Here is a 19013-nt window from a genome sequence, read left to right on the forward strand (position 1 = left end):
TTTTTCGTCTGCCTTATTGTAACAATCCTCAGGTCGCCTGCCGCCGCAGGAAGGCCGGGATATCAAGATGGTCGTCGCCCTGTGGCGCCGGCGCAACAGGGGCGGGACGGCCGTGCATGTCCAATCCCTGCGGGGCGGGACGGCGGGCATACTCGGATACTGGCTCGCTCGATGCGATCTGCTGCGCCACGGTCTTCTGCGGCCGGCGCTCGGGCAGCGGCGGCATCGCGGGACCTGCGGTGCGGGCTGCGACCGGCGGCTCGCTTTCCTCGTCACGACGGCCGAGGCCGACATTGGCGAGGCGCTGGAGCAGCGACAGGCGGCTCTTCTGCGGCGCCTCCTCCTCGACCTCGCCACGAGCCTGGCGAAGCTCGGCCTGGGCCGGCATCGGCAGCTCGTCGATACGGGGCATCCGCGGTGCGCGGACCGGCGCACGCTCGGCCTGCGGCGGGATGAAGGTATCCGGCGTCATCGGCTCCTGCATCGCGACCGGGGTCATGTCGGGCTCCGGGAACAGCGTCGGCTTTTGCGCGATCGGGCGCACGGTGACGTCGCCGTAGGTCTGCATCGGCGCCGGCGCCTGCGGAACGTCCGCAACGGCAGCCGCGATGGCGGCAAGCGCGGCGCGCTCGACGTTCGGACGGGGCGCCATCGGCGCGGCAGCGACCGGTGCCTGGCTTGCGGCCGGGATCTGCGTTTCCAGCTTCTGGGCGCGCTCGGCCATCCGCCGATTGTCTTCACGGAGCCGCGCGGTCAGATCGGCGAGACGGCTCTCGGCGGCTGCGGCCGGAGCTGCGGGCGCCTGTTGTGCCTGCGGCGCCGCGTTCGCGACGGGGGCGGAGGTCGCCTGGCTGTTGCGTGCGATCGCGGCCTGCTCGATGCCGGTGGCGACGACGGAGACGCGGATCAGGCCGTCGAGCGCTTCGTCGAAGGTCGCGCCGACGATGATGTTGGCGTCCTGGTCGACTTCCTCGCGGATGCGGGTCGCGGCTTCGTCGACCTCGAACAAAGTGAGGTCCTTGCCGCCGGTGATGGAGATGAGGAGGCCCTTGGCACCCTTCATCGAAGAATCGTCGATCAGCGGGTTGGCGATCGCGGCTTCCGCGGCAGTCAGCGCGCGCTTGTCGCCGGAGGCTTCGCCGGTGCCCATCATCGCCTTGCCCATCTCGCGCATGACGGCGCGGACGTCGGCGAAGTCGAGGTTGATCAGGCCTTCCTTGACCATCAGGTCGGTGATGCAGGCGACGCCCGAATAGAGCACCTGGTCGGCCATCGCGAAGGCGTCGGCGAAGGTGGTCTTCTCGTTGGCGACCCGGAACAGGTTCTGGTTCGGGATGATCAGGAGCGTATCCACGACCTTGTGCAGCTCGTTGATACCGGCCTCGGCGGTGCGCATGCGGCGGCCGCCCTCGAAGTGGAACGGCTTAGTGACGACGCCGACGGTGAGGATGCCCATGTCGCGCGCGGTCTTGGCGATCACGGGAGCAGCACCGGTGCCGGTGCCGCCGCCCATGCCGGCGGTGACGAACACCATGTTGGCGCCCGAGAGATGGTCGCGCAGCTCGTCGATCACCTCTTCCGCCGCCGCGGCGCCGACGTTCGGCTGCGAACCGGCGCCGAGGCCCTGGGTGACCGCAGTGCCCATCTGCACGATGCGCTGCGCCTTCGACATCGTCAGCGCCTGCGCGTCGGTGTTGGCGACCACGAAGTCGACGCCCTGAAGGCCGGCCGTGATCATGTTGTTGACGGCGTTGCCGCCGGCGCCGCCGACGCCGAACACGGTGATCCGGGGCTTCAGTTCGTGAATATCAGGAACATTGATGCTGATGGTCATGGTTGCCTCTCGATCACGCGCGTGTGGGTTCGCCCCGGCCGGCGGCCGCGGGAGTTGGTGAAAGTCGGGAATTGCGGAAATGAATCATCAGAAGCCCTCGCGTAGCCATCGTCCGACCTTTCCGAAATAACCGCCGGTCCCTGTCTTGACCTGCTGCCGCGTATGCCGCGGTTCGACATGTTCGAGGTGAACATATTGCGGGTAGACGAGGAGTCCGGCCGGCACCGCAAACGCGGCGTTCTTCGCCTCGTTGGGCAGCCGGCCGAAGCCGAGCGGACGTCCGACCCGCACGGGCCGGCCGAGAATCTGGGTTCCGAGTTCGACGAGGCCGGTGAGCTGCGAGGCCCCGCCCGAGAGCACGACGCGGCCGTTGGGCTCTGAGGCGAAGGGCGAATCCTTCAGCTTGTCCCGAACCATTTCGAAGACTTCCTCGGCACGGTGCTTGACGATGTTGGCGATGGTGGCGCGGGAGACGATCTGCGGCAGATCCTGCTCGTCACCGGCCGTCGGCACAGACATCAGCTCACGCGAGTCCGATCCGCCGGTGATGACGGTCCCGTATAACGTCTTGATTCGCTCGGCATCGGCAATGGTCGCGGAGAGTCCGCGCGCCAGATCCATCGTGATGTGTTGCCCGCCGACCGCAAAACCCGCCGCATGCACGAAACGGCCGCCTGAATAAACGGCAATCGTGGTGGTGCCGGCGCCCATCTCGACGACGGCTGCGCCCAGATCGGCCTCGTCGTCGGTCAGCACCGACAATCCGGCGACATAAGGGCTCGCCGCCATGGCTTCGACATTGATGTGGCAGCGCTCCACCGCCAGCATCAGGTTCCGCGCCACGGTGGCGTCGCAGGTGACGACATTCATGTCGACGCCGAATTGATGGGCAACCATGCCGCGGGGATCGCGGATGCCCTTGACCCCGTCGAGCGTGTAGCCGACCGGCAGCGCGTGCAGCACGGTGCGGCCTTCGCCGGTGGCGTGACGCATGCCGGTGGAGGTGACGCGGCTGACATCGGCCTGCGTCACGGCGCCACCACGGATGTCGGCGGCGGCCTCGACCAGCTGGCCGGAGAGCCGGCCGCCGGACACCGACAGCAGCACGGACTCGACCCGCACCTTGGCCATCTTCTCCGCGAGCGCGACGGCCTGACGCACCGCCTGCTCGCATTCACCGAGATCGATCACCGCGCCGGCCTTCATGCCGCGCGACTGGATCTGGCTGTAGCCGATCAATTCCACCGCATGGGTGCGGCCGCGCAGCGCCTCGCTCGGCGGCGACGGCTTCAGCCGTGCGATCATGCAGGCGATCTTGCTGGTGCCGATGTCGAGGCAGGCGACGAGGCCACCGCGCTTGTGCGGCATCGGACGTGTCTTCGGCGTCTGGGTGCGATCAAGACCGGTCATGCGGAATCCCCGGCCTTCTTTTTCTTCTTGTCCTTGAACAGATCCTCGCGCGCCTTGGCGGCGTCCTCGGACAGCTGCACCACCAGCCGATCGGGCAGGCGCATGTCGACGGCGACGATGTCGCGGGAGAACAGCCTGTCCTCCTTGTCGAGCTTGGACAGCATCGCAAGCGCGTTGCCGACGTCCTGCTCGGGCAGGCGGATGTCGAGGCCGTCCTTGAGCCTCAGATTCCAGCGCCGCTCGCCGACGAAGATCGCAGCTTTCGTCACCGCATTGACCTGCGGATAGCGCGCCAGCAGTGCGAGGAAGTCGCGGGCCTGCGTCTCGGCGCCCTTGCCGACCACCAGCGGCAACGACAGGAAGCGCCGCGAGACGTAGGGCTCGAGCACGGCGCCGTCATCGGCGATCACCGAAAGCCGGCCGGCCTCCTGCCACAGCGCGAACGCCTTGCGCTCGGTGAGCTCGATCATGAGCTGGCCCGGATAGAGCTTCAGCACGGTCGCATCCGCGATCCAGGGATTGGCCTTGAGCTTGTCGCGCACCGCATCGGCGTCGAGGAACAGCAGCGAAGAGCGGCCGCTGACGCCGCCGATCGCCAGGATCTCGTCCTGGGTCAGCTGCTTGCGGCCGTTGATCACGACGGCGGTGATGCGGAAGCCGGCGGAATTGGCCAGCGCGTTGCGGGCATCGCTGACCGCGGTGACGAAGTCCTGGAGATGGCCGCCCTTGACGATGCCGAAGCCGCAGCTGCCGATCAGCAGCAGCACGGTCATGCTGATCCCGACCCGGCGCGGCAAATAGCGCTCGACCAGTGCGACCACGCGCGGCGGCGGCTCGCGCTCGACGACGGCCTTGGCCCTGGCCCTCGTCTTGCTCTTGTCCTTGGCGGCGGCGCGCGCCTCGGCGTGCTTGTCCTGCAGCCACTCGCGCAGAAGCACGACCGCTCCGATCGCGGCCGCCTTCAGGTCAGCTTGGGGCCTCAGCGATCTGAAAAGCGACCGGGTGAGGCTTCCTGCTCCATCCATTGCACGAGCTCGTCAACAGTTTGCCCGCGACATCGCGCGGATCCTGGCGAACATGACGTCTTGGACATGCCGGGCCGGGTGCTGGTCTTCAGCAGAAGAAAACCTCTCCCCTTCAAAGCGTTCGCTGGAGGTGACATCACCCGCGACAGCTCACGCGCCGGCAGCCAAAGCGCCATATGCGCCGCCAGCGTTAACCTTCGGACGTCCTGGTAAACAAAAGGTAAAGTTCGTTAACGTCCGGCGCATTTTGCCCCGCTATGTGAGGCATTTATGCCGCGATGTCCGGCATTTTACCGGTTTTGGAGCCCAAACCGGCCCGTTTCGGCCATCCGGCCGTTAACCAGTCCTAATTATTTCCGCACGCCCCGCCTGGCGAGCTCCACCAGGCCGCGCAGGAAGTCGACGAATGCGATGCCCTCGGCTTTCAGCGCCTTGGGGTAGAGCGAGGACTTGGTCAGCCCGGGCAGCGTGTTGGTCTCGAGATAGACGAGGCCCTTGTCCGAGACGATGAAGTCCGACCGGGAATACCCGGTGCACGACATAGCGCGATGCGCCAGCATCGCCTGCGCCTTCAGCGCGGCGGTGATCTCGGGTGCGAAGCGCCCGGGGCAGATCTCCTGGGTCGACTTCAAAAGATATTTTGCGGCGTAGTCGAAACTGCCCTCGCCCGGAATGATCTCGATCGGCGGCAGCGCAATGATCGAACCATCGGTGCGCTCCAGCACACCGCAGGTCGCCTCGATGCCGGCGATATAGGGCTCGATGACATACTCTTCGTGCTTCGCCGCATTGCGGACGGCGACGAGATCCTGCTTGGCGTTAACGAAGATCAGGCCGTAGCTCGATCCGTCGCGCGCTGGCTTTGCGATCAGCCTTCCGTATTCGGCAAAAGCTTCGTCGATGTCATCGAGCGCAATGTTTGCCGGCGGCGTCACACCGCCGAGTGCGGCAAAGCGCTTGGCCGCGAACTTGTCGAAGGCGAGATGCGAGGAAGCCGAGCCCGAGCCGGTGAAGGGCACGCCGCGCGCCTCGCACATCACCTGCAATTCGCCGTTCTCGGCACGCCCGCCGTGCAGGCCGAGCACCAGCACCCGGCTCTCAACCTTGGCCTGGTCGAGCGCCTGCTCCAGCGGAATGCCACGCGTGCCCGGCTTGAACTCGTCCTCGAAGGGGCGGGCGTGCTCGAGCAATTGCTTGGACTGGACCACATGCACCTTGTCCTCGATGTCCCACCACCAGAGATCAGCCTCGGGCAGCGCCTGATGCAGCGCCTGGGCCGAGGCGACCGAGACAAGACGCTCCCGGTTGGAGCCGCCGAAGAGGATGGTGATGCGCATGTTTCCTCGCATTTCGTCATTCCGGGATGGTGCGCAAGCACCAGACCCGGAATCTCGAGATTCCGGGTTCGCGCTTCGCGCGCCCCGGAATGACTGTTAAATCGGAATCCCGATCCGCTTGATTTCCCAGTGTAGCTCAATTCCGGAATTTGCCTTCACCCGTTCGCGCACGGTCTCGCCCAGCGCCTCGATGTCGTGCGCGGTTGCATCGCCCGTGTTGATCAGGAAATTGCAGTGCATCTCCGAGACCTGTGCACCACCGACGCGCAGGCCCCGGCAGCCGGCGGCATCGACCAGCTTCCAGGCAGAATGGCCGGGCGGATTCTTGAAGGTCGAGCCGCCGGTCTTCTCGCGGATCGGCTGCGCGGTCTCGCGATGGCTTTGCACCTCGGCCATGCGCGCGCGGATCGCCTCCGCGTCCCTGATCTCACCGCGGAAGCGCGCGGAGGTGAAGATGATGGAAGGATCAGCGCCGCTATTGCGGTAGACGAACTTCATGTCGGCATTGGAGAACACGTGCTTGGTGCCGTCACGCCCGACGCCCCGCGCCTCGATCAGCACGTCCTTGGTCTCGCCGCCATTGGCGCCCGCATTCATCCGCAGCGCACCGCCGATCGTGCCGGGAATGCCGAAATAGAATTCGAGCCCGCCGATATTGGCGGCGGCCGCCACTTCCGCCACGCGCTTGTCGAGCGCCGCAGCGCCGGCGGTGACGACATCACCGCTCGCGCTAGCCTCGCCGAAGGCGCGCGGCGCCAGGCGGATCACCACGCCCGCGATGCCGCCATCGCGCACGATGAGGTTGGAGCCGACGCCGACGACATAGACGGGAACGTCGGATGCAAGATGCGCGAGGAAGTAAGCGAGGTCGTCCTCATCCGCCGGCGTGAACAGCACCTGCGCCGGACCGCCGACGCGAAACCACGTGAGCTCGGCGAGAGACTGGTTGGCCAGCAGCCGGCCGCGCAAGTTTGGCATTGCGGCTTTGAGAGTGGGCGTGATGTCGGGGAAGCTCACCACCCTACCCCAGCGCCTTCAATTCGCTGGGCAAGGCATACGCCCATTGCGTGATGTTGCCCGCGCCAAGGCACACGACGAGATCGCCGGACTTCGCGAGCCCCTTGACGATGCCCGCGAGCTCCGTAGCCGCCGGCAGCGGCACCACCTCGCGATGCCCGTGGGCGCGGAGGCCTGCAACGAAATGATCGCGGTCGATGCCGTCGATCGGCGCTTCGCCGGCGGCATAGACGTCGGCGACAACAACCGCGTCCGCATCGTTGAAGCAGGTGCAGAATTCCTCGAACAGCGATTGCAGGCGCGTGTAGCGATGCGGCTGCACCACGGCGACGATCTTGCCGTTGGTGGATTCCCGCGCCGCCTTCAGCACCGCCGCGATTTCGACCGGATGATGGCCGTAATCGTCGATCACGGTGACGCCGTTCCACTCGCCGGTCTTGGTGAAGCGGCGCTTGACGCCGCCAAAGCCGGCGATCGCGGTGCGGATCGCTTCGTCCGAGACGCCGAGCTCGCGCGCGACCGCAATCGCGGCCGTCGCGTTCGAGGCGTTGTGGCGCCCCGGCATCGGCAGCATGAGATCGGCGATCTCGTGCACGCTGCCTGTCTTGCGATCGCGGAACGCGACCTTGAACTTGGAGCCGCCGCCCATCGGGGTCAGATCGACGAACCGCACATCGGCCTGCGGATTCTCGCCATAGGTGATGATGCGGCGATCCTCGATCTTGCCGACGAGGCTCTGCACCACGGGATGATCGATGCACATCACGGCAAAACCGTAGAACGGCAGGTTCTCGACGAAATGGCGGAAGGCGTCCTGCACGGCGTCGAAGGTCTTGAAGTGATCGAGATGCTCGGGGTCGACATTGGTGACGATCGCGACATCGGTCGGCAGCTTCAGGAACGTGCCGTCGCTCTCGTCGGCCTCCACCACCATCCAGTCGCCGGCCCCGAGCCGCGCGTTGGAGCCGTAGGCATTGATGATGCCGCCGTTGATGACGGTGGGATCGAGGCCGCCGGCGTCGAGCAGCGTTGCAACCATCGTGGTCGTGGTGGTCTTGCCATGGGTGCCGGCGATGGCGACGCAGCTCTTCAACCGCATCAGCTCGGCCAGCATCTCGGCGCGACGCACCACGGGAATGCGCCGTTCGCGCGCCGCCATCAGTTCCGGATTGTCGCGCTTGATTGCGGTGGAGACGACGACGACCTCGGCACCGTCGACGTTCTCCGCCTTGTGGCCAACCGAGACCTTCGCGCCCTTCTTGCGCAGACGGTCGAGATTGTAATTGTCGGAGGCGTCCGAGCCCTGCACCGCATAGCCGAGATTGACCAGCACCTCGGCGATGCCGCTCATGCCGATCCCGCCGATCCCGACGAAGTGGATGGGTCCGATCTCGCGCGGCAGTCTCATGCTTTATCCTATGGTTCCGTCATCATGCCCGGGCTTGTCCCGGGCATCCACGAATCCCTACCACTTCTTGCAAGACGTGGATGGCCGGGACAAGCCCGGCCATGACGGCAAAAGTAGGAAATTTGGTCGGTTTGGCGTCAGATTCCCGCGACTTTGATCACCAGATCGGCCATCCGCTCGGCCGCATCGAGACGGCCCGCGCCGCGGGCCGCTTCGGCCATGGCGGCGAGGCGCGCGGGCTCGGCGGCGAAGCCGGAGATTTCGGACGCCAATCGGTCGGAGCTGAACTCGGCCTGCGGGATGCGGACCGCGCCATCGACCTTGACCAGCACGCCGGCATTGGCGAACTGGTCCTGGTCGATCGAGCCGGGCAACGGCACCAGGATCGAGGGCCGGCCGATCGCCGCGAGCTCGGCCACCGTGCCGGCGCCGGAGCGCGATACCACAAGGTGATTTGAAGCGAGCCGCGCCGGCAGATCGGTGAAGAACGGCGCGAGCTCGGCCTTGATCTTGAGCTTGTCGTAGACTGCGCGCACGCGGCTCATGTCCTCGTCGCGCACCTGCTGGGTGAGGACGAGCCGGCTCCATAACGCAGGCTCGAGCCGCTCGATCGCGCCGGGCACGATGTCGGCCATGATGCGCGCGCCCTGGCTGCCGCCGACGACGAGCAGGCGCAGCGGGCCGTTCACCTCGGGCGCGGCATATTTCACCGCGGCGGCCGCGAGGATCGCCGGCCGCATCGGCGTGCCGACGGTCGTGGTCTTGCCCGACAGCGCGGGATCGCGATCGAGCACGCCGGGCAAGGACGTCGCGATGGCGCGGACGTGGGCGGACAGGAACCGGTTGGCGCGGCCGAGCACCGCATTGGCGTCGTGGATGATTCCGGGCACGCCGGCGAATTTTGCCGCGACCAGCGGCGGCAGCGTCGGATAACCGCCGAAACCGACGACGGCGACGGGCTTCAGGCGCTTGATCAGCGCGTAGGCGGAGAGCGTGCCGGCGGCGAGCGTGAGCCCGGCATAGGCGAGCTGAAGCGGATTGCGGCCGCGCGCGGTCTCGCTCCTGACGACGTCGATCATGTCCTTGCTGAACAGCCCGCTATAACGCAGCGCGCGTTCGTCCGTGACGAGGCGGACGCGATAGCCGCGCCGGATCAATTCGACACCGAGCGCCTCGGCCGGAAACAGATGGCCGCCGGTGCCGCCCGCGGCGAGAAGAATCAGGGGGGAAGAGTCCATGGTGGGGGGAGTTTTACAGGGAGTTTTTCGTCATTGCGAGTGCGACAACCAAGGTGTTCGTGCCCCGGGCGCAGCGCAGCGCGCTGCCCTTCGCAGCGTGGTGCGCTGCTGAACCGGGGCCCATTGGTTGCTGCATTCTGGGTCCCGGATCTGCGCTTCGCTTGTCCGGGACACGTGCGGCTACGCGTAACTCCGCATCGCCTCGGCGTGGCCGCTAGCTTCGACCTCGGTGCGCGGGCGCAGCCGCGTCAGCGCCAGCATCATGCCGACGCCATAGGCGAGCGACACGATGGAGGAGCCGCCATAGGAGATGAACGGCAGCGTCATGCCCTTGGCAGGGATGAGCTGGAGGTTGACCGACATGTTGATCGCGGCCTGCACGCCGAACAGGATCGCAAGGCCGGACGCGGCGAAGCGCGAGAACATGTCCTCATTGGCATAGGCGCGCGACAGCGTGCGGATCACGACGAAGGCGAATAGCGCCAGCATGGCGAGGCACAGGATGATGCCGAACTCTTCGGCGGCGACCGCGAACACGAAGTCGGTGTGACTGTCCGGCAGGCTGCGCTTGGCGATGCCCTCGCCCGGTCCGAGCCCAAACCAGCCGCCATTGTAGAAGGCCTCCATGGCGGTATCGACCTGGAAGGTGTCGCCGGAGGCCGGGTTCATGAAGCGCTTGATGCGTCCCGCCACGTGCGGAACGAACAGATAGGCGCTGAACAGGCCGGCCGCGGCAGCGCCCGCAAGGCCAAACACCCAGATCATGCGCATGCCCGCGATGAAGAACAGCGAGCCCCACACCATCAGGATCAGCATGGTCTGGCCGAAGTCCGGTTCCATCACCAGCAGTGAAACCAGCATCAATAGCAGCACCAGCGCCATCGAGGTCGCAGGCATCTCCGGCCGCTTGGTCGATTCCGCGAACAGCCAGGCGGCGATGACGACGAAGGACGGCTTGGCGATCTCGGAGGCCTGGATGTTGACGCCGACGAGCGTGATCCAACGCCGCGAGCCCTTCACCTCGGGGCCGATCGCAAGGGTCAGCACGATCAGGATGATGCTGGCCGCGAAGATGATCAGCGCCGAGCGGCGGATCGACCGCGGCGACAAGAAGGACACCCCGAGCAGCACCAGGCAGGACGGGAGAAGGAACATCACGTGACGGCTGAAGAAATGGAACGGGTCGAGCCCGATGCGGGTCGCAACCGGTGGGCTCGCCGCCAGCGACAGGATCACGCCGGTCAGCATCAAGGCCAGGATTGCGCCCATCAGCGGCTTGTCGACGGTCCACCACCACTCGGAAAAGGGGGTGCGTTCTTCACGGGAGAGCATGGGCGGCCGCTTTCGGACAGAGGTCCGTCCATTGGTCGCCGAGGTTGGTTACTGCAGGGTTAATGAATCGTGGATGTTTGGAATGATCTCCGCGGCCACCACAAAACACGCTGTCATGCCCCGGCTTGACCGGGGCATCCAGTACGCCGAGGCCCCTCGGCTCAAGCATGGTCTCTGGAATACTGGGTCGCCCGGTCGAGCCGAACGACGACAGCGGAGATTGTGGGGGAGCGAAGTGCGCTTTGCACCGTCGGCGCGCGGCCATACGCTCACTCGTAGTTGATTGTGACATCCCCCGCGCGCTGATCGCGCTTGTAGATCTTATCTGGCCCGGGAATGAAACCGATCCTGATTGCCCGCTCACTGCTCCAGGCAACCACGGGATCAAGATGCCCGCGTACACTGATGAAGGTCGGCGTGCTCTCGGGCGAGAATGTCCGTCCGCGCGCCACGATGCTGGCTTGCGTGCTGTCGGGCACCGTCGCTCCGCACGACTTCCAGACCACGACAACCAGCTGACCGCCGCTTGGGGAGGCAAATGCACGCTGGCGAACGACGCGGCACGCGCCGAATTCGTGCATGACGCTATCAATGAGGACAACACAGAGGAAACCGACCGGAACTGCAAGAGTAGCGACAAGTCCGATCCAGCGTCGCCGCGACATCCTCACACCACCGGATTCACGCCCGGCAGCGCCTGCACCAGTTCGCGGAACTTGGTGCCGCGGATCTCGAAGTTGCGGTACTGGTCGAAGGAGGCGCAGGCCGGCGACAGCAGCACGACGGCATCAGTGAGGCCCGCGGCATCCGCATCGCGTGCCGCATGCTCGACGGCAACGTCCAGCGTCTGGCTGATCTCGTGCGCGACCGAGCCGAGCGTGCCGGAAAATTCCTGCGCGGCCTCGCCGATCAGATAAGCTTTGCGGATACGCGGGAAGAAGGAGGTCAAGCTGGTGATGCCGCCTGCCTTGGGCTTGCCGCCGGCGATCCAGAAGATGTCGGCGAACGACGACAGCGCATGCGCGGTGGCGTCGGCGTTGGTGCCCTTGGAATCGTTGACGAACAGCACGTTGCCGCGGCGGCCGACCTGCTCCATGCGATGGGCGAGGCCCGGAAAGCTGCGCAGGCCGTTCTGCAGCACCTCAAGGCTGATGCCCATCGCGAGCGCGGCGGCGGCGGCACAGGCCGCGTTCTGCGCGTTGTGCTGGCCGCGCAGCGAGCCGATACCGCCGAGCGCGGCGACCTCGCTGCGGGCGCCGCCCGCAGTGCGCACGATGGTGCCGTGCTCGACATGGATGCCTGAGGCCAGCGGGTTCCTGACCGAGATGCGCACAACGTTCTTGCCGGCGCGATCGAGCCGGTCGGCGATGTCGCGGCAAAAGCCGTCGTCGACGCCGACGATCGCGGTGCCGCCGTCTTGCACGCCCGCAACGAGGCGCTCCTTCACCGCAGCGTAGTGCGCGAGGGTGCCGTGACGATCGATATGGTCCTCGCTGACATTGAGCAGGATGCCGACGGAGGGATCGAGCGAGGGCGTGAGATCGATCTGATAAGACGACATCTCGATGACGTGGACGCGGCCCATGCGCGGCGGCTCCAGCGACAGGATCGCGGTGCCGATATTGCCGCCCATCTGGGTGTCGTAGCCGGCGACCTTGGTCAGATGCGCGATCAGCGCCGTCGTCGTCGACTTGCCGTTGGTGCCGGTGATGGCGACGAACGGCGCGTTCGGAGCGTGACGCCGCCGCTCGCGGCAGAACAGCTCGATGTCGCCGATCACCTCGACGCCTGCCTCGCGCGCCTTCAGCACGCTCCAGTGCGGGACCGGATGGGTGAGCGGGACGCCGGGCGCGAGCACGAGGCTTGCGAAGTTTGCCCAGGAGACGTTGCGTAGATCGGCGGTGACGAAGCCGGCCTGCGCGGCCTTGGCGACGTTCTCGGCATTGTCGTCGGCCGCGATCACCTCGGCGCCGCCGGCCTCCAGCGCGTGGCAGGAGGCGAGCCCCGAGCCGCCGAGGCCGAACACCGCGACGGTCTTGCCGGCAAAGGAGGTGACGGGGATCATCGAGCGATCACCGCAGCTTCAGCGTGGAGAGGCCGGCGAGCGCCAGCATCACCGAGATGATCCAGAAGCGGATCACGATCTGCGGCTCGGTCCAGCCGAGCTGCTCGAAATGATGATGGATCGGCGCCATGCGGAAGATGCGTTTGCCGGTCAGCTTGAACGACACCACCTGCACGATGACGGAGACCGCCTCCAGCACGAACAGGCCGCCGATCACCGCAAGCACGATCTCGTGCTTCACCGCGACCGCGATCGCGCCCAGCATGCCGCCGAGCGCGAGCGAGCCGGTGTCGCCCATGAAGATCGAGGCCGGCGGCGCGTTGAACCAGAGGAAGCCGAGGCCGGCGCCCAAGAGCGCGCCGCAGAGCACCGCGAGCTCGCCGGTGCCGGCGACATATTTGATCTGGAGATATTCGGCGAACACCGCGTTGCCGGCGAGATAGGCGATCATCGCAAAGCTCGCGGTCGCGATCATCACGGGAACGATGGCGAGGCCATCGAGACCGTCGGTGAGGTTCACCGCGTTGCCGGAGCCGACGATGACGAAGGCGCCGAAGATGACGAAGAACCAGCCGAAATGCAGCACGGTGTCCTTGAGGAAGGGTATCGTCAGCGCGGTCGAGGCCGGATCGCGGTTCAGCCGCACCAGGGCGTAGCAGGCCACCAGCGCGATCGCCGCCTCGATCAAGAGGCGCAGCTTGCTGCCGAACCCGGTCGTGGTCTGCTTGGTCACCTTGAGGTAATCGTCATAGAAGCCGACGAAGCCGAAGCCCAGCGTCACCGCCAGCACGATCCAGACATAGGGGTTGAGCGGATTGGCCCAAAGCACGGTGCCCACGGTGAGGCCGGACAGGATCATCAGCCCGCCCATGGTGGGCGTGCCCTTCTTGGCAAGATGCGATTGCGGACCGTCGGTCCGGATCGGCTGACCCTTGCCCTGGCGGATGCGCAAGTGATCGATGATCCAGGGCCCGAACAGGAACACGAACAGCGCACCGGTGACCACCGCGCCGCCGGTGCGGAAGGTGATGTAGCGGAAGACGTTCAGGAAGGTGCGAACGGCACCGAAGCCCGGAAATGTGTTGGAGAGCTCGATCAGCCAGTAAAACATTCAGACGGTCCTATGGCGCCTTTGCACGCACGATCTTGGCCTCGATACCGGCCGTAACGTGCCTCACGCGCATTCGCTGGTCTTCATCATGGTCGCGCGACCTCGGGGAAACCGGACGGCTTCGCGCCGCAAAGGGTGGGATTCGGGAACGGCGCCTTCCAAGCAGTTTACGCCTTTGCCTGCAAGGCGGCCACCAGGCCCGGCACAAACTTGTTGACCCAGAACATCTTCTTGCTGCCCTTGACAACCACGACATCGCCTGCCTGCAGCAGATTTGCGACCTCGCCCGGCTTCAGCGTGGCGGGATCGTCATGCCAGCCGAGGCCCTTGCCTGATGGCAGCACATCGTGGAGGTGGCGCATCAGAGGGCCGACGCAGTAGATCCCGTCGATCCCGTCGAGATGCTTGGCAAGGGCGGTGTGGTAGTCCGGCGCATCATCGCCGAGCTCCAGCATGTCGCCGAGCACCGCAATGCGTCGGCCTCCGGTCATGTGGCGCGCCTGCAGGCTTTGCAGCGCGGCAGCAACGCTGGCCGGATTGCCGTTGAAACTGTCGTCGATGACGGTGATCCCGCCGATCGCCTGCTCGACGCCGCGGCCGGTCATGATGCCGACCCGATCGAGCTTGATCGCGAGCGTCGCCGGATCGAGACCCGCCGCACGGATCGCGGCGAGCGCAGCCAGCGCGTTCTGCACGCGATGCGGCGCACCCGGCGTCAGGCTGAAGGCGATCTCCTTCTTGCCGATCATGGCCACGATCTGCCAGCTCTCGCCATGCGGTGCGTGCGCGACCTCATGCACCTCGGCATGCTCGCCGAAGCGCACGACCTTGCCTTTCCATTCCGAGGCCTTGAGCCCGGCGGGCAGCACCAGCACCCCGTCCTCGGGCAGGCCGAGCGCGATCGACACCTTCTCGTGCCTGATAGCTTCGAGCGAGCCGAGCTTTTCCAGATGCACGGGCTGGACGTTGACGACGAGCGCGATCGTCGGCCGCGTCAATTCGCTGAGCCGCGCGATCTCGCCTTTCTGGTTCATGCCCATCTCGACGACCCAGAGGCTGGCGTCGGGCCGCGCATTGCACAGCGTCAGCGGCACGCCCCAGAAATTGTTGAAGCTCGAGGGGCTCGCATAGGCGTTCGGATAGGCCGCCAGAAATTCCTTGGTGCTGGTCTTGCCCGCGCTGCCGGTCAGCCCGATCACCGGCCCGTCGAAACGCGCGCGCGCGGCGCGTGCGAGGCCCCAGAGGCCGTCGATCAGCGTATCCTCGACGACGATCTGCGGAATGCGGATGCCCGCGATCTCGTGCGGCACGATCATCGCGACCGCGCCCGAAGCTTCGGCCTTGTCCGCGAACTCCCAGCCGTCGCGCGCGCTGGCGAAGGCCGAGACGAAGCCGCCGCTCGGCGTGCCGCTCAGCGCCACGAACAGACTGCCTGGTTTCACCAGGCGGCTGTCCTGGGTGACGAAATCGATTGGGGTGTCCGGGAACGATCCGTCCGCGCCCAGCGCACGCGCCACTTCGGCAACCGTCCATATCGGCGCGCTCATGCAACCCTCGACGCTAATGCGGCGGCGACCGCCTCGTGATCACTGAAGGGCAAAACCTCTCCGCCGACGATCTGCCCGGTCTCGTGGCCCTTGCCGGCGATGAGCAGCGCATCGCCCGCCTGCAATTCCTCGATCGCGGCACGGATCGCAGCAGCACGGTCGCTGATCTCGCGGGCGCCCTTGGCGGTAGCGAGGATCGCGGCGCGGATCGCTTCCGGCTTCTCGCTGCGCGGATTGTCGTCGGTGATGATGATTCCGTCGGCGTTCTCGGCCGCGATCTCGCCCATGATCGGACGCTTGCCGGCATCGCGGTCGCCGCCGGCGCCGAACACGACCACCAGCCTGCGCTTCGCATAGGGCCGCAGCGCCTGCAGCGCCTTGGCGAGCGCATCGGGCTTGTGCGCATAATCGACGAAGATCGGCGCGCCGTTGCGCTCGCCGACGCGCTCTAATCGTCCCTTGGCGCCTTCGAGATGCTCTAGGCTTGCGAACACATTGGCTGCATCGCTGCCAGTCCCGATCGCAAGCCCCGCCGACACCAGCGCGTTCTCGATCTGGAATTCGCCGACCAGCGGCAGCCTGACGGCGTAACGCTTGCCGCCGTGTTCGAGCGTCAATCTTTGCGAGAAGCCCTCGACCACGGCCTCGATGAGACGGATGCCCTCGCCTGCCCCGTCGCCGTTGCGGCCGACCGCCATGACGCGCAAGCCGCGCGCCTTCGCAGCATCGATCGCCTCCGCCGAGCAATCATGATCGGCCGAGATCACCGCCGCTCCATCAGGCGCCACCAACTCCCGGAACAGGCGGAGTTTCGCGGCAAGGTAATGCGCGACGGTCGGATGATAATCCATGTGGTCGCGCGACAGATTGGTGAAGCCGCCAGCGGAGATACGCACGCCGTCGAGCCGGTACTGATCGAGCCCGTGCGAGGACGCCTCGAAGGCAAGATGCGTGACGCCCTCACGCGCGATCTCATCGATCTGCCGGTGCAGCGCGATCGGATCCGGCGTCGTCAGCGAGCCGTAGACCGTGCGCTTGGGCAAGACGAGGCCTATGGTGCCGATGCTGGCGGAGGCATGGCCGAGCTGCTCCCAGATCTGACGCGTGAACGCGGCAACCGAGGTCTTGCCGCTGGTTCCGGTCACGGCGGCGATGGTCGCCGGCTGGGCGGGGAAGAAGGTTGCGGCAGCCAGCGCGAGCGCTCGGCGCGGATTGGCAACCGCGACGAACGGCACCTTGCTGCCATCAGGGGCATGGTCGCCGACGATGGCCACAGCGCCCGCGGCAATGGCCGCATCGATGAAGCGCGCACCGTCGGTCTTGCTGCCCGCGAGCGCAAAGAAGAGATCACCCGGCTTGACCACGCGGCTGTCGAGCGCAAGTCCGGTCACGTCGAGCGCCGCCACAGTGGGCTCGATCGCGGCATCATTGCCCAGACTATCCTGACCTAGGAGGTCGCGCAGCTTCATGGTCTTCCAGTCGACATGCCCTGCCGGAAAGCCGAATCCTGTGGGAAAATTCCGACTCAGCAGCGGCGATGGCCTACCCTGTTGATTACTGGGTTGTCCTGGATGCTGCAAGAATAAGGCGGTCCGCAGGCGGCAGGTCAAACCGTGGCTCGACGCCCAGGAGCGGCGCAATCCGCTCGATCACCTTGCCCCCGGTTGGAACGGCGTTCCAGCCCGAGGTGATGAAACCCTTCGTTTCCGGAATTGCCTGCGGCTCGTCCAGCATGACGAGGATCTGATATTTCGGATCGTCGCAGGGCATGATCGCGGTGAAGGAGTTGAGCACGCGCTTCTTGGCGTAGCGGCCGTTGATGACCTTTTCGGACGTGCCGGTCTTGCCGCCGACATAGTAGCCCTTGACGTCAGCGGTCTTGGCGGTGCCGATCTCGGCGTTGAGCCGCATCAGGAACCGCATCTTGTCGCTTGTCTCCGTCTTGATCACGCGCTTGGCCATCGCCGCGGCTTCGGATTCGCTGCGCTTCAAGAAGGTCGGCGGAATCAGATAGCCGCCGTTCACCAGCGCATTGATGCCCATCACCGCTTGCAGCGGCGCCACCGACATGCCCTGGCCGAACGCGATGGTGACCGTGTTCAGCTCGCCCCAGCGTCGCGGCACCAGCGGCGCCGCACTCTCCGGCAGCTCGGTGCGTAGCCGCGTCAATTGGCCCATCTTGGCGAGGAACGCCTTGTGCGCCTCCACGCCCTGGCTCAGCGCGATCCGCGCGGCGCCGATGTTGGACGAGTAGGTGAACACTTCCTTGGTATTGATGAAGCGTCCGAGCGCGTGGCTGTCGTGGATGGTGAACTTGCCATAGTGCAGGTTTCCGCGCGCATCCCACGACGAGTTCAGATTGATCTTTCCGGAATCGAGCGCCATCGCCAGCGTGAACGCCTTGAAGGTCGAGCCCATCTCGTAGACGCCGGTGGTCAGGCGATTGATGCGATCGGGATCGTGCGCTTCCTTCGGATTGTTGGGGTCGAAATCAGGCAAGGAAACCATCGCCACGAGCTCGCCGGTCTTGACGTTCGAAACGATGCCGGAGGCCGCCTTGGCGTGGAACTTGTCCTTGGCCTTCAGAAGCTCGTCGCGCAAAGCGTGCTCGACGCGCAGATCGATCGAAAGCTCGATCGGCTTTTGCAGCCGGTCGGTGGCAAATCCGGCGCGGTGGAGATCGGCGAGGCCCTGATTGTCGAGCCACTTCTCCATGCCGGCGATGCCCTGGTTGTCGATGTTGACGAGACCGATGAGATGGGCAACCTCGTTGCCGGTCGGATAGACGCGCTTGTTCTCGCGCAGGAAGCCGATGCCGGGGATGCCGAGCTTGTGGATGGCCTGCTGCTGCTGCGCCGTGACCTCGCGCTTGAGCCAGACGAAGCCCTTGCGCGTCCTCAGGCGCTCGCGCACCTCGGCCTCGTCGAGGTCGGGCACGGTCGCGGTGAGAAGCTCGATCGCCTCGTCCTTGTCGATGACCCGGCGCGGCTCGCCGAACAGGCTCGCCGCCTTGACATCGGTCGCAAGGATGGCGCCGTTGCGGTCGACGATGTCGGGTCGCGCCGTCGCCACCACCTCCTGCGCCGCGGCGCGGCGCGCGCCATGAGCATCGGCGCCGATCGCAAACATCACGAGCCGGCCGCCGATCAGGGCATAGACCGAAGCGAAGGCGAGCATGGCGAGGCCAACGCGCGCGCGCGCCTTCGCGGCGCGATCGACGTTGCGCCCGTAGAGCAGGCTGCGGATCAGACGCTGCCGCCAGGGTTCCGCGGGTTTGGCAGGAATCGCAGCGCTCATTGATTGTCCTCGGGCTGAGGCACGGAGCCCGTTACGTTGTCAGGATCGCTCGCGGCTTCGATGGTGTTGAGCATCGCCCCGATCGGATCGGGCTCGCCCGGCCTGAACATCCGTGGCGGACGCTCTGGCAGGTTCTTCAGCGAGTCATATTGCGTGCCGTTGACCGGCTTCAGCTGCAGATGCCGGTCGGACAGGCCTTGCAGGCGCAGCGGCGCATCGAGCTTGGCCCATTCGGACCGCAGCGCCGCGATCGCGTCGCGCTGCTCGCGGATCTCCGCATGCAGCCGCAGCACCTTCTCGGTGCGCGCCGTGGAGTCCATCTTGATCCGGTAGACATAGGCCGCCGCGAAGATCAGCGCGCCGATGACGAGGAGGTGAATGATGCGCATGCG

The 19013-nt window shown here is 66.1% G+C and carries 15 protein-coding genes; all 15 read right to left on the bottom strand.

What is annotated here, in order from left to right; all coding sequences use genetic code 11:
• Positions 1 to 28: 28 nt before the first annotated feature.
• The 15 genes from ftsZ to ftsL all read right to left on the bottom strand — a co-directional run bounded on the left by ftsZ (position 29) and on the right by ftsL (position 19010).
• On the bottom strand, positions 29 to 1834 hold the full coding sequence (ftsZ, locus tag UNPA324_RS10165; protein ID WP_141934597.1) for a cell division protein FtsZ: 1806 nt from the start codon (positions 1832 to 1834) through the stop codon (positions 29 to 31).
• An 87-nt stretch (positions 1835 to 1921) separates the two neighbouring features.
• Positions 1922 to 3244, bottom strand: a complete 1323-nt coding sequence (gene ftsA, locus UNPA324_RS10170; RefSeq protein ID WP_141934598.1) for a cell division protein FtsA — start codon at positions 3242 to 3244, stop codon at positions 1922 to 1924.
• Positions 3241 to 4269 carry a cell division protein FtsQ/DivIB gene (locus tag UNPA324_RS10175; protein WP_141934599.1) on the bottom strand — a complete coding sequence of 343 codons (1029 nt, stop codon included), beginning with the start codon at positions 4267 to 4269 and terminating at the stop codon, positions 3241 to 3243. The genes ftsA and UNPA324_RS10175 overlap by 4 nt, the downstream gene beginning before the upstream one ends.
• A gap of 350 nt (positions 4270 to 4619) precedes the next feature.
• Positions 4620 to 5606: a D-alanine--D-alanine ligase family protein gene (locus UNPA324_RS10180; RefSeq protein WP_128918503.1), complete on the bottom strand. Its 987-nt coding sequence runs from the start codon at positions 5604 to 5606 to the stop codon at positions 4620 to 4622.
• Positions 5607 to 5702: 96 nt separating this feature from the next.
• Positions 5703 to 6623: a UDP-N-acetylmuramate dehydrogenase gene (gene murB / locus UNPA324_RS10185; protein ID WP_141934600.1), complete on the bottom strand. Its 921-nt coding sequence runs from the start codon at positions 6621 to 6623 to the stop codon at positions 5703 to 5705.
• A gap of 4 nt (positions 6624 to 6627) precedes the next feature.
• Positions 6628 to 8031: a UDP-N-acetylmuramate--L-alanine ligase gene (murC, locus tag UNPA324_RS10190; protein ID WP_141934601.1), complete on the bottom strand. Its 1404-nt coding sequence runs from the start codon at positions 8029 to 8031 to the stop codon at positions 6628 to 6630.
• A gap of 137 nt (positions 8032 to 8168) precedes the next feature.
• A complete protein-coding gene (murG, locus tag UNPA324_RS10195) occupies positions 8169 to 9269 on the bottom strand; it encodes an undecaprenyldiphospho-muramoylpentapeptide beta-N-acetylglucosaminyltransferase (protein ID WP_128918506.1) in 1101 nt (366 codons plus the stop codon).
• Positions 9270 to 9449: 180 nt separating this feature from the next.
• Positions 9450 to 10601, bottom strand: a complete 1152-nt coding sequence (ftsW, locus tag UNPA324_RS10200) for a putative lipid II flippase FtsW (RefSeq protein ID WP_128918507.1) — start codon at positions 10599 to 10601, stop codon at positions 9450 to 9452.
• 269 nt (positions 10602 to 10870) lie between these two features.
• Positions 10871 to 11182: a hypothetical protein gene (locus tag UNPA324_RS10205; protein ID WP_128918508.1), complete on the bottom strand. Its 312-nt coding sequence runs from the start codon at positions 11180 to 11182 to the stop codon at positions 10871 to 10873.
• An 86-nt stretch (positions 11183 to 11268) separates the two neighbouring features.
• Complete coding sequence (murD, locus tag UNPA324_RS10210) at positions 11269 to 12666, bottom strand: UDP-N-acetylmuramoyl-L-alanine--D-glutamate ligase (protein ID WP_128918509.1); 1398 nt, start codon at positions 12664 to 12666, stop codon at positions 11269 to 11271.
• 7 nt (positions 12667 to 12673) lie between these two features.
• Positions 12674 to 13777 carry a phospho-N-acetylmuramoyl-pentapeptide-transferase gene (mraY, locus tag UNPA324_RS10215; RefSeq protein WP_018318673.1) on the bottom strand — a complete coding sequence of 368 codons (1104 nt, stop codon included), beginning with the start codon at positions 13775 to 13777 and terminating at the stop codon, positions 12674 to 12676.
• A 167-nt stretch (positions 13778 to 13944) separates the two neighbouring features.
• A complete protein-coding gene (locus UNPA324_RS10220; RefSeq protein WP_141934602.1) occupies positions 13945 to 15324 on the bottom strand; it encodes a UDP-N-acetylmuramoyl-tripeptide--D-alanyl-D-alanine ligase in 1380 nt (459 codons plus the stop codon).
• Positions 15321 to 16793 (bottom strand): UDP-N-acetylmuramoyl-L-alanyl-D-glutamate--2,6-diaminopimelate ligase, encoded by a 1473-nt coding sequence (locus UNPA324_RS10225; protein ID WP_141934603.1) that lies wholly within the window; start codon positions 16791 to 16793, stop codon positions 15321 to 15323. The genes UNPA324_RS10220 and UNPA324_RS10225 overlap by 4 nt, the downstream gene beginning before the upstream one ends.
• Positions 16794 to 16878: 85 nt before the next feature.
• Positions 16879 to 18621 carry a peptidoglycan D,D-transpeptidase FtsI family protein gene (locus tag UNPA324_RS10230; RefSeq protein ID WP_141934604.1) on the bottom strand — a complete coding sequence of 581 codons (1743 nt, stop codon included), beginning with the start codon at positions 18619 to 18621 and terminating at the stop codon, positions 16879 to 16881.
• Positions 18618 to 19010, bottom strand: coding sequence for a cell division protein FtsL (ftsL, locus tag UNPA324_RS10235; protein WP_128918513.1), 393 nt, complete (start codon positions 19008 to 19010; stop codon positions 18618 to 18620). Before ftsL ends, UNPA324_RS10230 begins: the two co-directional genes overlap by 4 nt.
• Positions 19011 to 19013: the final 3 nt, after the last annotated feature.

Origin of the sequence: Bradyrhizobium sp. UNPA324, from assembly GCF_006658635.1 — a bacterium.
GTDB classification, from domain to species: Bacteria; Pseudomonadota; Alphaproteobacteria; order Rhizobiales; family Xanthobacteraceae; genus Bradyrhizobium; species Bradyrhizobium nanningense.